This window comes from Streptomyces sp. NPDC041135 (assembly GCF_055592085.1).
Map to the genome: position 1 here is coordinate 42,888 of NZ_JBVIYZ010000031.1, position 14,706 is coordinate 57,593.

A 14,706-nucleotide genomic window follows, 5' to 3' on the forward strand; every position below is an offset into this window, starting at 1 on the left:
ATTTTCCTACCTTTCGGTCATTCTCCGCAGCGGCTTTCGAGTGGAGGCCGGCATCTCGTTCCAGCGGGCGGTCAGTTCGGCGACGGTCGGGGCGGTGAAGAGGATGCGCATCGGGATTTCCACGCCCATTTCCGCGCGTACCCGGGCCACCAGCCGGGTGGCCATCAGTGAATGGCCGCCCAGGAGGAAGAAGTCGTCGTCGAGACCGATCCGCTCGGCGCCCAGAACCTCGGCGAACAAGGCGCACAACGTCTCTTCCCGGGGTGTACGGGGAGCCCGGTACTCGTCCCCGGCAATCTCCGGGCGGGGCAGAGCGGAGCGGTCGAGTTTGCCGTTGGGCGTCAGTGGCAGTTCCGTGAGTGTCACGAACGCGGCCGGGATCATATAGGCCGGCAGCCGTTCTCCGACCGCCTCCCGCAGGAGCTCCGTGGTGGGCGGCGCGATGCCGGTCTCCGGGATCACGTAAGCCACCAGCCGGCGGTCCTCCGGCCGGTCCTCGCGGACGACGACAACGGCCCGGCGGACCGCGGGGTGGCGGGCCAGGGCGTGCTCGATCTCGGCGGGCTCGATCCGGTAGCCGCGCAGCTTGATCTGGTGGTCGGAGCGGCCGAGGTACTCCACCTCACCCGTGGCCGTCCAGCGGGCGAGATCCCCGCTGCGGTACATCCGGGCGCCCGGTGGCCCGAACGGGCAGGCCACGAACCGCTCCGCGGTCATGCCCGGCCTGTCGTGGTAGCCGCGGGCCAGGCCCTCGCCGGCGATCCAGAGGTCACCGGCAGCGCCGGGCGGCACCGGGCGCAGCGCCTGGTCCAGCACGAGGATCCGGGTGCCTGCGACCGGGCCGCCGACGGAGGGAGGCATGCCGGAGCAGCCGGGGAGCAGACGGGCGGCGGTGGCGTAGACGGTGGTCTCGGTCGGGCCGTAGAGGTTGGTGACCTCGGCGGCGTGCCGGCACAGGCTCTCGGCGAGCGCCCGGGGCAGGGCCTCGCCGGTGGAGATCACCCGCAGCCCTGTCAGGCAGCCCGGCGCGTGGCTGATCAGGCTCTGCCAGAGGGCGGGGGTGGCCTGCATGACGGTGACGCCGGACCGTTCGACGAGGTCCAGCAGTGCCGGCGGCTGGGTGATGTCGTCCTTGCCGGCCAGTACCACGCGGCCACCGGCGAGCAGGGGCAGGAAGAGTTCCAGCGCGGCGATGTCGAACGCGACGGTGGCGCAGGCCAGCAACCGGTCGTCCGGCGTCAGAGCGAAACGATCCTGCATGCCGGTCAGCAGGATCGCGAGAGCACCGTGCCGGACCACTACGCCCTTGGGCACCCCGGTGGAGCCGGAGGTGTAGATGACGTAGGCGGCGTGGTCGGCACTGACCGGCATGCGCGGGCCGTGGGCGGGGTGAGGGGACCGGTCGGACAGGTCCACCCCGGCCAGCCGCTTCTCGTCGAGGACCAGCACCGGTGCGCTGTCATCGACCACGGCCCGCACCCGGGCGGCCGGATATTCCGGGTCCACCGGCACATACGTGCCGCCGGCCTTCCATACGGCCAGCAGGGCCACCACCAGGTCGGCCGAGCGGGGCAGCAGCACCACGACCCGGGACTCCGGGCCCACGCCCTGCCCGGCCAGCCAGTGCGCCAGCCGGCCGGCCCGCTCGTCCAGCTCCCGGCAGGTCAGCCGGTGCCCGCGGAACTCGACACAGACCGTGTCCGGCGTCCGGGCCGCCCGCGCCGCGAGCAGGTCGGGGACGGTCCGCTCGGGGGGCGGGACCGCGGTGTCGTTCCAGCCGTGCAGCACCTGTTCCCGCTCGGCGTCGGACAGTACGTCGAGTGCGCCGACGGTGACGCGCGAACCGGCGGCGAACTGCCGCAGCACCCGCACCAGCCGGTCGGCGAGCGCCTCCACGGCGGTCCGCTCGAAGGCGTTGCGGCGGTACTGGAAGGAGATCCGCAGCAGCGGGTCGGCCGCCGCGATCACGGTCAGCGGATAGTGCGGCGGGGCGTACGGGCGGATACCGGTCACCACCGGTCGCGCCGGCGCGCCTGCCGCCGCGTGGCCGGATCGGTCGACAGGGAACGACTCGAACACCACCAGCGTGTCGAACAGTTCGTTCAGCCCGGTCGCTCGCTGGATGTCGGCGAGCCCCACATGGTGATGGTCCAGCAGCCTCGCCTGGGCCTCCTGGAGCCGGCCGAGCACTTCCGGGACCGGGTCGGCCGGCCTGCATCTCACCCGCACCGGCACTGTGTTGATGAACAGGCCGATCGTGGCATCCGCGTCCGGCAAGCCGGAGGGCCGGCCCGCGACCGTGGCGCCGAACAGCACGTCCTCGCCGCCGGTGAGCTGGGCCAGCGTCATGGCCCACGCGCCCTGCACCAGGGTGTTGATGGTGACACCCCACTCCGCGGCCCGGCGCGCCAGCATGGTGGTGTCCTCGCCGGTGAGCGGCACGTCGATCTGCCCGCTGCCGCTGTCACTGCCGGCCGGCCGGGCCCCGGGCGTCGTGGGCGCCAGCAGGGTCGGCTCCGCCACACCGGCGAGTTCCTCGGCCCACGCGCGGGCGGAGCATGCCGTGTCCTGTTGTGACAGCCAGCTCAGGAAATCCCGGTAGCCGTGCGGGCGCGCCGGTGCGGTGCCGGCGCCGCCGGCCATGTACAAGTCCATCAGCTCGCGCTCGATGAGGGGCACCGACCAGCCGTCGAGCAGCACGTGATGGGCGGTGAGGGCCAGTTCGGCGTGCCGGGGGCCGAGTGTGACGAGGGTCAGGCGCAGCAGCGGTGGACAGTCCGGGCGGAAGCGGGCCTCCCGCTCCTCGGCGAGGATCTCCTCCAGCCGCGTGGCGGCGTCGGCCTCCCCGGTGAGGTCGAGGTGCCGCCAGGGCAGCGGGACGTCGTCCACGACGAGCTGCACGGGCTCACCGGTGGCGCTCGGCTGGAACGCGACCCTCAGATTCGGGTGCCGGTCGAGCAGGGCCTGGCCGGCCGTCCGCAGACGCGCCGGGTCCACCGGGCCTTCGAGCCGGAACACGAACTGTGTCTGGTAGGCCTCGGACGCGCTCTGCGCGAGCATCGTCTGGTACAGCAGCCCGTCCTGCAGCGGCGTGAGCGGCCATGCGTCGCTGACGCGTCCGAAACGCCGTTGCCAGTCGTCCAGTTCTTCCTGGCCGACGGTGACCAGCGGCACGTCGGACGGGGTCAGTCCGCGCCCGCCGGACTCGACGAGGCTCCGCATCCCGCGCAGGGCGGCGCACCAGGTGCGGGCCAGGGCGCGGACCTCGTCGTCGGCCAGAACTCCGGTGGCGAAGGTGAACAGGGCCGTAAGGCGCGCGTCGTCGCCGGTTCCGGTCACCAGGGCGTTCAGTTCGAGCGCACTGGGCGCAGGCATGTCCGCGGCGGGGGCGGCGACCAACTCGGCGCACTCGGGCGCCGGGGTCCATCCGGCACCGCGGGTGGGATCCAGGCCGGACGCCGGCTCCTGGCGTTCGAAGGAGAAACGGCCCAGGAAGTTGAATCCGATGTCGTCCGCCGGATACGAACGCAGCAGCGCCGCGGTGTCGCCGTTGAGGTAGCGCAGCAGGGTGTAGCCGATGCCCTGGTCGGGCAGGGCCCGCCGCTGCTCCTTCACCCGCTTGAGGGCGTCACCGGCGGCGGCTCCTCCGGCGATCGCGGCGCCGACGTCGATCCCCGAGACGTCGAGGCGTACGGGAGTGACCGTGGTGAACCAGCCGACCGTGCGGGACAGGTCCGCACCGGGCACCAGGTCCTCCTGCCGGCCGTGCCCCTCGATCCGTACGACCGTCGTCCCGCCGGACATACCCCGCCGTTCCCGGGCCAGCGCCAGGACGAGGGCGGTGAGCAGGACGTCGTCCGCGCCGCTGCGGTAGGCCGCGGCGACGGAGGTCAGGATCGCGTTGGTGAGGTCGGCCGGGAGCTCCACCCGGACGGTGCCGGTGGCGGAGGTGACATCACGGCCGGGGTCGAGAGGCCGGGAGCCCACCGGTGCGACGGGGGCCGCGAGCAGGTCGCGCCACAACGCCACCTCCGCCACCCGTTCGGGGCGGGCCGCCTCGTCGGCCAGGGCGTGCAGCCATCGGCGCAGGGAGGTGCTCACCCGCGGCAACGCGGGGGTGCCGCCCTCCCGGACCTGGTGCCAGGCCCCGGCCAGGTCGGGCAGCAGCACCCGCCAGGACATGCCGTCGACGACCAGGTGGTGGGCCACGACCAGCAGCCGCCCGGGCCCGCCCGCGGCCCCCCGGAACCAGACCAGCCGGAGCATCTGCCCGGCCCGGGCATCGATGTGCCGCACGGCCTCGGCGGCCTCGGCGCGCAACCGGGTCTGCCACTCCTCGCCGTCCCAGTCTCCCGGGCAGTCGACCCGTCCGACGAGCGCGCCGGCGTCCACCGTGCCGGGTGGCTGCACCAGGAGACCGTCGTCCGTCAGCCGTGAGCGCAGGACGTCGTGCCGGTCCAGGACGCAGCGCACGGCCAGGGTGAGGCCGGGGAGGTCGACGGCCGCGGGCAGCTCCAGCACCAGCCACTGGGCGAGGTGGTCCAGGCCGGGTCCCCGCTCGGCGTACAGGCGGGCCATGGGGGGCAGCGGCAGCAGGCCGACGCCCCCGCCCTCGAGTTCGGCCAGGGCGGCCGGAGCGGTGCCGCGGGTCGCGGCCTGTGCGAGCGCGGCGACGGTGCGGCACTCGAACACGGTGCGCGGGCTGAACGCGAGACCGCCGGCGCGGGCGCGGGCCACCACCTGGATCGCCCGGATGCTGTCGCCTCCCAGAACGAAGAAGTCGTCGTCCACCCCGATGTCGCTCAGGCCGAGCACCTCGGCGAACGCGGCGGCCAGGAGACTCTCGTCACCGGTCCGGGGCGGCCGGTGGGCGCGGCCGGTGATCTCCGGCTCCGGCAGCCCGCCCCGGTCCAGCTTGCCGTTCGCGGTCACCGGCATGCGGTCCAGCGCGACGAAGGCGGCGGGCACCAGGTGGGCGGGCAGCCGGGCCGCGACGAACCCCCGCAGCTCGGCGAGGTCCAGACCGGCGTGCAGATCCCAGTCGATGCCGGCCGGGCCGCTGCCGCCGGAGGTGGCCGGGACGACGTAGGCGACGAGCTGCGCGGCTCCGTCCGCGCCGCGGCCGGGCCGGGCGACGACGGCCGCCCTGAACACTCCGGGGTGGTCGGTCAGCGTGTCCTCGATCTCCTGGGGCTCGACCCGGAAGCCGCGGATCTTCACCTGGTGGTCGGCGCGGCCGGCGAACTCCAGCTCGCCGTCGGCGTTCCAGCGCGCCAGGTCGCCGGTTCGGTACATGCGCCGCCCGGGCTCCCCGAAGGGACAGCTCACGAAGCGCTCCGCGGTCAGGCCACGGCGGTCGTGGTAGCCCCGCGCGAGTCCGGCGCCCGCGATGTAGATGTCGCCGAAGACGCCGGGCGGCAGTGGTCGCAGCCGGCTGTCGAGGACGTAGAGCGCGGTGTTCCAGATCGGGGTGCCGATCGGTATCGTGCGCGCCCCGGGCCGGTACTGCCACGCGGTGACGTCCACGGCCGCCTCGGTCGGCCCGTACAGGTTGTGCAGCGGTATGCCGAAGGTCCGGTGGAACCGCGCGGCCAGCTCGGCCGGCAGCGCCTCGCCGCTGCACACGACGCGCCGCAGACCGGTGCACGCGGCGGCCCTCTCCTCGGTGACGAACTCGGCCAGCATCGACGGGACGAAGTGCGCCGTCGTGACGCCGGCCCGCCGGATCACCTCGGCGAGGTAGTCCGGGTCGCGGTGCCCGTCCGGCCGGGCGACCACCAGGGTGGCGCCGGTGATCAGCGGCCAGAAGAACTCCCAGACGGACACGTCGAACGAGGCGGAGGTCTTCTGCAGGACCCGGTCGGCGCCGTCGAGCCGGAAGTGGTCCTGCATCCAGAGCAGCCGGTTGACGATCGCGGCGTGCGTGACGACGACGCCCTTGGGCCGGCCGGTCGATCCGGACGTGTAGATCATGTACGCGGGGTGACCGACGCCGTGCGGGGCGGGGGTGAGGGGCTGCTCGGCGAGCGGGGCGTCGTCGACCATGACCACGGGGACGTCCGTTCGGGGCAGCCCCTCCGCGGTGTCCTTGACCGTGAGCAGCAGCGCGGGCCCTGCGTCGGCGAGCATGAATTCCACCCGCGCGGCCGGGTAGTCCGGATCGACGGGGATATAGGCGGCGCCCGCCCTGAGGACCGCGAGCAGCGCGACGACCAGTTCCGGGGAACGGGGCACCGCGACCGCGACGAACCGCTCGGGCCCGGCGCCGCGCTCGGTCAGCAGGCGGGCGAGCCGACCGGATCTCTCGGCCAGTTCCCGGTAGGTCGTTTCGGAGCCCTCGAAGGTCAGCGCGACAGCGTCCGGGGTGGCGCTGACCTGCCGGTCCAGCAGGTCGGTCAGAGTCGCCGGCGGCAGGGTCACCGTGCGGCCGGCGTACTCGGTGAGCAACGCGCGGCGTTCGGAGGGATGCAGCGCGGTGAGGGTCCCGACCGGGGCGTGCGGGTCGGCCAGGGCCGTCCGCAGGAACGTCACGAACCGCCCGGCGAGCCCGGCGACGTCCTGGTCGTCGTACTCGGCCCGTGGTGCGTCGAACCGGACGTACAGGGCGCTGTCGGCCCTTCCGTCGGTGTAGACGCAGACCATCACCTCGTCGATCACGCCGAAGGTGCCACCGGCGAAGTGGGCCGAGGCGCCCGCCAGGTCGAGCGCTTCGACGGAGGGGAGCACGTTGACGACGGCGCCGAACGGGCTGCGCGCGTCTCCGGCGTGGCCGGTGGCCCGCTTGATCAGGGATATGTCGTGCCGGGCGTGCCGCAGGACACGACGCCGTTCCCGGCCGAGGGCCTCGGCCAGGTCCACGAAGTCGGCCGCGGGGTCCACCCGCGAGCGCAGCGGCACCCGGTTGGAGAGCAGGCCGAGGGAGCGGCGCAGTGCGCCGACGCGGTGATTGACGGTGATGGTCAGCAGCGGCTCGGACAGACCGCACATGTGCCCCAGGAACGCGGTGGCCGCCGAGGCGATCAGGTCGGGCACCGAGGTTCCGGCCGCGGTGGCGGCGTGTTCCCAGGCTGCGTGTTCAGCGGCCGGAACCGTCACGGTGCGGGTGGACATCCCCTGCGGTGCCGTGAGGCCGTCCCAGTACCCGGGCTCGCCGGCGGGGGTGCCGGTGCCCGGGCGGACACCCGCGGGCAGGCGGGCGGCGGGCAGGTCTCCGGCAAGGTAGTCGGGCCAGAACCGCTCGGCGTCGGCGAACCGCTTGGAGGCCCGGTAGGCGGCGTCTTTCGCCGCCGCGTCCTGCGGCGGGTTCGGGGCACCCTCCGGCAACGCGGATCCGGCGCGCAGTGCGCGGTAGACCTCGGCGATCCGCCGGGACAGCAGGGTGAGAACACCGAACGCGTCGGTGAGGACGTGGTGGAAGACGAGTACGAGCAGGTGATGACCGGGGCCCAGCCGGATGGAACCGGTCCGCAGCAGCGCGTCCTCGGTCAGGTCGAAGGGCCGGGCCACGAGATCGGCGACGACGGCGCGCGCCGCGCCGGCGGGATCGGTGGCGGTGCCGACATCGAGGTGGAAGGGTTCCCACGACCCGAAGTCCCGGTCGACCGAGAGCAGTCCGGTGTCGCCGCGGCGGAAGTTCACCCGTAGTGCGCCGGCTTCCGCCACCACGGTTCGCAGGGCCTCGGCGAGCAGAGCGGTGTCCAGGTCTCCGTCGACGTCCCAGAGAGTCGCCACGTTGTTCGGTACGTCGGGGGTGAACTCCTGCGCGAGCCACATGGCTTCCTGCGCGGAGGTGACGCCGGCACAACCCATCCAAATGCCCCCAGCGAAGTGGTTTCGCGGACAACGGCCTCTCGCCGTGCCGATGCTTGTCGCGGCTCATGTGGTTGAACAACTGCGATGAAAGATGTTGGCCAGAGATCGAGAAGGAATTGGCCACCACCTGACATGTATCCGCCATGCAGTGCGGTCCGGCGTTCGTCCGGCGCCCGCTACGACCGTCCTCGACGGACATCCCTGGCTCGCGGGTCCAGATGTCCCCCCAGCCGGCCTCTCCTCGCTAGTGCGGCTCCTCCGCCGCTGCTGCCGGGCTCCGGTTGTCGTGCGCGCTGGTCCGGATCACCTGGGCGACGGTCAGTTCGTAGGCGGAGTACCAGTGCTTCCTGCCCAAGTGCTGCGCCGCCTGGTGCTCGGGGTCGCAACGCCACTTGTCCAACGTCTCCGCGTCGCGCCACATCATCACCGCGAGACGTTCACCGTCCTCTCCGGTGTAGTGCTTGATCTCCACCGGGTCGGACCCGGCGATGGCGCGGACCCGCTCCTGCATCAGCTCATCGGTGGCGTAGTAGTCCTCGCCGGCCTGCTCGGACAGGTGCGACTTGAACAGGATCACGAACATCCGGAGTCCTCCAGAGTGGCTGTGGTCGGGGCGGGGGGAGGCGTACAGGCGCGCAGCCGGTCGTCGGGCGCCGAGACCAGGCCGGTGCCGTGCCGGGCCAGCAGGTCCGCCACCAGCCGCTCCAGACGCTGGTCGTCACGCAGTACCGAGGCGTAGCTCTCCTCGGTGAAGGCGCATCGCTCGTACAGCGGAACGAACCGGTCCGGGAAGAGGGCCGTCAGCCGCCCGCGCAGCACGTCCGCAGCGGCCTCCTCTCGACGCGGGTTGACCATGGTGAAGTAGTGCCGGTAGGAGAGCCGGGAGATCGCGTCGGCGTCCTCGGTCCGCGACTTCTCGTAGGCGGCCAGGCCCGCCGCCCGGTCGGCTGAGGCGTCGAGACAGTCGACGAGGATCCGGGCGTCCTCGAAGCCGCAGTTCATGCCGTGCCCCATGAAGGGCGCCATCGCGTGACAGGCGTCACCGAGCAGCGCGAAGGTGTCTCGCCATACCCATCGGTCGCAGCGGACGGCCGTGAGGGGCGAGACGGCCTTGGCGGCGACCTGCTCCGCGATGTCGGGGATGATTCCGGCCAGCTCGGGAAAGTGGGCGGCGACCATGTCGGACAGGTCCTGGCCGCCGCGGGCCGCCGCGTAGGACGGGGCGGGGCCGTCGAGACGCATGAACAAGGAACCGGCGAGCTTCCCCGACGGCAGGGGATGCGCGGCGAACATCGCCTTCCCGGCGGGCCAGTAGTGGGTGATGCCCGGGTCCAGCCGCCCGGCCGGCACGTCGATCTCCTGGTACGCCAGGTCCAGCCTGCGCACCTCGACCTGGGCCCCGCGCATCTCGAGGGCGGCCCGGGCGACGGAGTGCGCGCCGTCGCAGCCGAGGACCCGGCGGCACGTCAGCCGGTGTGAGCCGTGCCGGTCCTCCACCAGCACCGCGGGTTCGTCCAGATCCACCGAGCGCACCCGCTGCCCGAAGCGGATGCGCACACCGGGAGTCGCCTCGGCGGCATCCAGCAGAATCCGGTGCAGCCGCCGGCGCTCCACCGCCCAGATGGGCCGTCCGTCCCGGCTGTAGGGAGTCACCCGCGTCCGGCCGTCGGGCAGGTGCCCGCAGCGTCCGTGCAGGGGGACGCATATCCGGCGCACGGCATCCGCGACGCCCAGGTCCGACAGGGCACGCCAGCCGCGCGCCGACAGCATCACGACGAGTGACCGGCCTTCTCGACCGGGCTCCAGTCTGGGATCCGCCCGCTTCTCCAGCAGGGTCACCGGTCCGAAGCGGGGGGCGAGGTAGCAAGCCGTGACCGCACCCACCAGACCGGCCCCCACGACGACGGTCTCCGGGTTCCCGTCCGTGCGCTTCATGCCGTTGCCGTTCATGCCGTGCCCGCCCCTCCTCCGTCGCTCCGTCCGCGGTTCCGCGGCCGGGTCCACGTCCGCGCCTCGTTATGGCCGCCGCAGTTCCGCCAGGACCACGGTGCCCACCTCCTTCGTGCTGAGGGAGCCGCCGAGATCGGGGGTGACGCGGCCGGCCGCCACGGCAGCGGTGACCGCCCGGCGGACCGCGTCCGCCTCCTGGGTCCGGCCCAGGTGCTCCGCCAGCAGGGCCACGGAGAGGATCGCGCCGAACGGGTTGGCGGTGCCGGTACCCGCGATGTCCGGGGCGCTGCCGTGCACGGGCTCGAAGAGCGCCTGTCCGGTCGCGGGGTTGAGATTCGCCGACGCCGCGACGCCCAGGCCTCCGGCGAGCGCGGCCGTGAGGTCGCTGAGGATGTCACCGTAGGAGTTGTTGGTGACGATGACGTCGAAGGCGGTCGGATCGGTGGCCAGCCGCAGGGCGGCGGTGTCCACGTAGAGGTGACACGTCTCCACGTGCGGGTGCCGTGTGACCGCCTCGCTCCAGCACCGCTGCCACAGCTGCCCGCCGTTGCGGACGGCGTTGGCCTTGTCGACGAGGCACACCGACCTGCGCGCCACGGAGAACGCGAATTCCAGCACCCGTGACACGCCTTGCCGCGTACTGAGGTCCACGTCGATGGCGATCTCCTGGGGGGTCCCGGTGCGTGTACCGCCGCCGATGCCGCTGTAGAGGCCTTCGGTGTTCTCCCTGACGATCACGCAGTCGATCGCCCGCCGGGCCGGGTCGCGCAGCGGACTGAGCCTGTCGTGCCAGAGTCTGGCGGGCCGGTAGTTGACGTAGAGGTCGAGTTCGACACGCAGGGTGGTGAGGACAGCGCGGACGTACGCGGTGTCGCTGAGCCGGGGATCGCCGACCGCGCCGAGGAGCGCCGCCTCGCTGGACCTGATCCGGTCGAGGTCGGCTCCGGTCAGGGCCGTTCCGGTGCGCAGGTAGGTTTCCGCGTTGACGTGGTCCAGGACGTCCGTCCGCGCCCCGAGGCCGAGGGCGCCGAGGACGTCCAGCGCCGGCTCGATCACCTCGGGACCGATGCCGTCACCGGGGATCACGGCGATGGTGGTCATGGCCGCCTCACTTCCGGCCCTGGCTCAGCACGTCCGCGACGAGTTCCGCGACGTCGGCCGTCACGTGGAAGTGCCCGCCCGGCCGCGCGGTTTCCGTGCAGCCGCCGGAGGTGACGCCCGCCCACCCCGCCAGCTGGTCCTGCTCCACCAGAGGATCGCCCTCGCCGTGGTAGCAGCGCACCGGGCAGGACAGCGGACGGATGCCCGGGCGGGGCCGATAGGTCGCGTGGGCCCGCAGGTCCGAGCGGACGACGGGCAGGAGGAGGTCGCGCAGCTCGGCGTTCTCGGCGATCGCCGGCTCGATGCCGCCCAGCGCGCACAGCGTCGTCCAGAACTCGTCGTCGGGTGCCAGGTGGATACTTCTGTTGCTCATCCGTCCGGGCGGCAGAGCGGCGGACACGCAGAGCGCCAGGGGTTCCTCGCCGGCGTCCCGCAGCAACAGGGCGGTCTCGTAGGCGACCAGCGCGCCCAGGCTGTGCCCGAAGAGTATGTGGCCGCCCGGCGGCAGCCGCAGCAGCTCCGCCGCCACGCAGTCCGCCATCGCGCTCACGTCGTCCACGGGCGGCTCTCCGAAGCGGTCGCCGCGGCCCGGGTACTGGACGGCCATCAGCGACACACCGGGCGGCACCGCGGCGGACCACTCGCCGAAGGCGATCCCCGAGCCCCCCGAGTGCGGGAAGCACACCACGCGCACGCCGAGCGGGTCCCCGATGGTCATCGACCGCACCCATCCGCGTTCCCGTATGCGGCTCATCCTCTTCGCCCTCCTGGCCGGCCGTCGTTCCCGTCCGCACCATGCTTTCCTCTCGCCGCGCATTCGGGCGGCCCGCGACAGATGTCGGCAAGAGATCAAGGGGCGGCGGACCGCAGCGCTGACGATGCCAAGGGACAGGACAGCAAGAACCGCAGACACGTCGTCGCAGAGCGCCAGGCTCAGGTCGCGCACCACCGCACCGGACACCACCCGCCACCGCGTGGAGGCACCCGCCCTCCGGCCGCATTGCCGCCGGCCCGTGGCCGGGACCGACCGAGCGCACCCGCGGTTCCGCCCGGACCTGCGCTCCCCTCGATCCACGCCTCGACCGACCGCTGAAAGGGAACGTGATCATGCTTGACGGTTTTGTGCACTGGACCGAACAGCTCGCGGAGGAGTTGCGCCGGACAGGAGTCTGGCTCGGCCGGCCGATCGGTGACTTGCTGCACGAGTCGTGCCAACGGAACGCCGAGCGGGTGGCCGTGGTGTGCGGCGAACGCCGGATGACCTACGCGGAGCTGTCCCGGCGGGCGGACGGACTGGCCGGCGGCCTGATCGGACTGGGCATCAAGCCCCTGGACCGGGTGGTGGTCCACCTCCCCAACGTCCCGGAGTTCGTCGTCCTGGTCTTCGCGCTGCTGCGGGCCGGAGCCATCCCGGTACTGGCGCTGCCCGGTCACCGCATGGCCGAGATCACGCATATGTGCGCGCACTCCGACGCCGTTGCCTATGTGGCGAAGGACGAGTTCGGCGGTTTCGACTACCGCACGATCGCCCGCGGACTCCCGTCGGTCCCGCACGTGATCGTCAGTGGCGACGCCCAGGAGTTCACACGGCTGGAGTCGCTGGACGCCCCGGACGTCGCGCTGCCCCGGGTGGACGCGTCCGACCCCGCGCTGTTCCTGCTCTCCGGTGGCACCACCGGACTGCCGAAGCTGATACCCCGCACCCACGACGACTACGAGTACGTCATGCGGGCCAGCGCGAAGGCGATGGAGGTGGGCCCGGAAGTGGTGTACCTGGCCGTCAACCCGGTCGCGCACCAGGCGGCTCTCGCCTGTCCGGGCGTGTTCGGCAGTCTTCTGCTGGGCGGTAGGACGGTCCTCACGTCGAGCGTGCGGCCCGATGACGTCTTCTCGCTGATTCACCGCGAGGGGGTGACCGTGACCACGGTCGTCCCCCCGGTGCTGCGGCTGTGGGCCGATTCCGGACGACCGCCCGGCGAACTGTCCCGCCTGCTGATCCAGGTCGGCAGCGCGCCGCTCGACCCGGCCCTGGCGCGCCGTGCGGTCCAGGCCCTGGGCTGCCGGATCCAGCGGTGGTACGGCATCAGCGAGGGGCTGCTGACCCACTGCCGGCTCGACGACCCGGAGGAGGTGGCCGTCAACACGGACGGCCGCCCGATGTCACCGGGTGACGAGGTCCGGGTCGTCGACGAGTCGGGGAACCCCGTGCCCGATGGCGAGGCGGGTGAGATGCAGGTACGGGGGCCGTACACCATCCGCGGGTATTACCGGGCCCCCGAGGAGAACGCCCGCTCGTTCACGCCGGACGGTTTCTTCCGCACCGGCGACCTCGTCCGGCGCAGGCCGGACGGCAACATCATGATCGTCGGCAGGATCAAGGACGTCATCAACCGGGCCGGCGAGAAGGTCTCCGCGGAGGAGGTGGAGCGGCAGCTGCGCACCCACCCCGCCGTGCAGGACGCGGCCGTGATCGGCGTGGCGGACACTGTGCTCGGCGAACGGACCTACGCGTTCGTCGTCCTCAGCGAGGCGGACGTCCGCCCGTCGGCCATGAAGGACTTCCTCAGGGACCGCGGCCTGGCCGCCTACAAGATCCCCGACCGGCTGATACCGATGCCGCAGCTTCCGCGCACACCGATGGGGAAAGTCGACAAGAAGGCACTGCGCGCAGGAATCGCCGCCTCGGGACGCTGACGATGCCCGCGGCGCGGGAGGGGGTTCTGCGTCCGTTCCGCGCCTGCCTCGGCCGGCTGGCCACCGCATCCGGCCGGGATCCCATCGGGTACCGGGGCCTGCCCTGCCCTACCGCCGACCAAGGTGCACACCGGCTCGTGACCGGCGGATGAGCAATTCACTCGGCAGTCGGCGGCGCGGCCGGCTTGGCGATGACCGGCCTCGGCGTCACCATCGGGGCGCCAGGCCGCAGGGGCGGAAACCGGCCGCGGACTCAGTCCTCCGCCGCAAACCTCGACCAGTACATCACCACCACCAGCGCCGCGATCCGCACATTCACCGGCACCCCGGACGCGAAGGTGATGGTCAACCTCAGTCCCGCCCGGCCCACCCCGCCCTTCCGCGTGGCGATGACCGTCCTCGCGCACGACATCCGCCCCGCACCGGTCCGCAGGAGCATCGAGGCTGCCGCTCACTCCGTGCGCGCCTACACGCCCGGGTTCGAGGTGACCTCGCTCACCGTGGACCCGGAGCGGATCTCGGTCGTGGTGCAGGTCACCGCCTCCGGTGGCCGCCTGCCGAGCCACGCCGGAAGCATCGACATCATCAACGCGGCCGCTGTCCTGCTCGCTCAGCAGTCAGCCGCCGCCTCGCGATGAAGGGAAAGCCGTTCATGGACACCACCTCACACGAGCGGTCCCGGATCACCCTGCACGACCCGACCCTGCGCGACGGCCAGCACGCTGTCGGCCACCAGCTCGACGCCGACCAGCTCCGCGCCTATGCCACCGCCGCGAACGATCGCAGCCGGGGTCGGGTAGCCGGTCCGCAGCATGACCGGACCCTTGTTGACGATGTCCAGGGAGCGCTCCCACGCAGAGAATATCTCCAGCAGTTGGGCCCGCAGGCGGTTGATCTGACGGGTCCGGTCGAATACCACGTCCAGGCGCCGGGGGGCCAGGGTGCGCAGGTCGACGGCAATCTCGTCGCCGGGGCGCAATAGGCCCAGATCCCGGCAAACACGGACCTGATCGGCGATAACGAAGTCCCCCTTGCCTCCGTCTTGCCCTCGCCCTTACGAGTTGGTGCGTGATAGTGGGTGAGGCGTGTTTGGCCTGGTCGTGGCATGTTTTCAGATGTTGGCCGTGCGGTCGGAGACGAGGCTGGCGA

The 14,706-nt window shown here is 72.3% G+C and carries 7 protein-coding genes and 2 pseudogenes; 3 read left to right on the forward strand and 6 right to left on the reverse strand.

The genetic code is table 11. The features are described 5' to 3' along the window. Positions 1–6 precede the first annotated feature (6 nt). From ACZ6CZ_RS34215 to ACZ6CZ_RS34235, 5 genes are all read right to left on the reverse strand, one after another. Positions 7–7,809, reverse strand: a complete 7,803-nt coding sequence (locus ACZ6CZ_RS34215; RefSeq protein WP_469029249.1) for an amino acid adenylation domain-containing protein — start codon at positions 7,807–7,809, stop codon at positions 7–9. 247 nt (positions 7,810–8,056) lie between these two features. Next, positions 8,057–8,395 (reverse strand): antibiotic biosynthesis monooxygenase family protein, encoded by a 339-nt coding sequence (locus tag ACZ6CZ_RS34220; protein WP_469029251.1) that lies wholly within the window; start codon positions 8,393–8,395, stop codon positions 8,057–8,059. Beyond that, on the reverse strand, positions 8,386–9,762 hold the full coding sequence (locus tag ACZ6CZ_RS34225) for an FAD-dependent oxidoreductase (RefSeq protein ID WP_469029254.1): 1,377 nt from the start codon (positions 9,760–9,762) through the stop codon (positions 8,386–8,388). Before ACZ6CZ_RS34225 ends, ACZ6CZ_RS34220 begins: the two co-directional genes overlap by 10 nt. Positions 9,763–9,828: 66 nt before the next feature. Continuing rightward, a complete protein-coding gene (locus tag ACZ6CZ_RS34230) occupies positions 9,829–10,863 on the reverse strand; it encodes an isocitrate/isopropylmalate dehydrogenase family protein (RefSeq protein WP_469029258.1) in 1,035 nt (344 codons plus the stop codon). Between the two features lie 7 nt (positions 10,864–10,870). After that, positions 10,871–11,617 (reverse strand): thioesterase II family protein, encoded by a 747-nt coding sequence (locus ACZ6CZ_RS34235; protein ID WP_469029262.1) that lies wholly within the window; start codon positions 11,615–11,617, stop codon positions 10,871–10,873. Between the two features lie 353 nt (positions 11,618–11,970). On the opposite strand from ACZ6CZ_RS34235, the gene ACZ6CZ_RS34240 reads away from it, so the two are divergent. From ACZ6CZ_RS34240 to ACZ6CZ_RS34250, 3 genes and pseudogenes are all read left to right on the forward strand, one after another. Then, entirely contained in the window at positions 11,971–13,557 is a 1,587-nt protein-coding gene (locus tag ACZ6CZ_RS34240) for a (2,3-dihydroxybenzoyl)adenylate synthase (protein ID WP_469029265.1), read from the forward strand. Between the two features lie 191 nt (positions 13,558–13,748). Continuing rightward, complete coding sequence (locus ACZ6CZ_RS34245) at positions 13,749–14,195, forward strand: hypothetical protein (protein WP_469029275.1); 447 nt, start codon at positions 13,749–13,751, stop codon at positions 14,193–14,195. 14 nt (positions 14,196–14,209) lie between these two features. Beyond that, positions 14,210–14,335, forward strand: a pseudogene (locus ACZ6CZ_RS34250) (4-hydroxy-2-oxovalerate aldolase); the annotation flags it as partial. On the opposite strand, the pseudogene ACZ6CZ_RS34255 reads toward ACZ6CZ_RS34250, so the two are convergent. Then, positions 14,324–14,613: pseudogene (locus tag ACZ6CZ_RS34255) on the reverse strand (IS110 family transposase); the annotation flags it as partial. The pseudogenes ACZ6CZ_RS34250 and ACZ6CZ_RS34255 overlap by 12 nt on opposite strands. Positions 14,614–14,706 lie beyond the last annotated feature (93 nt).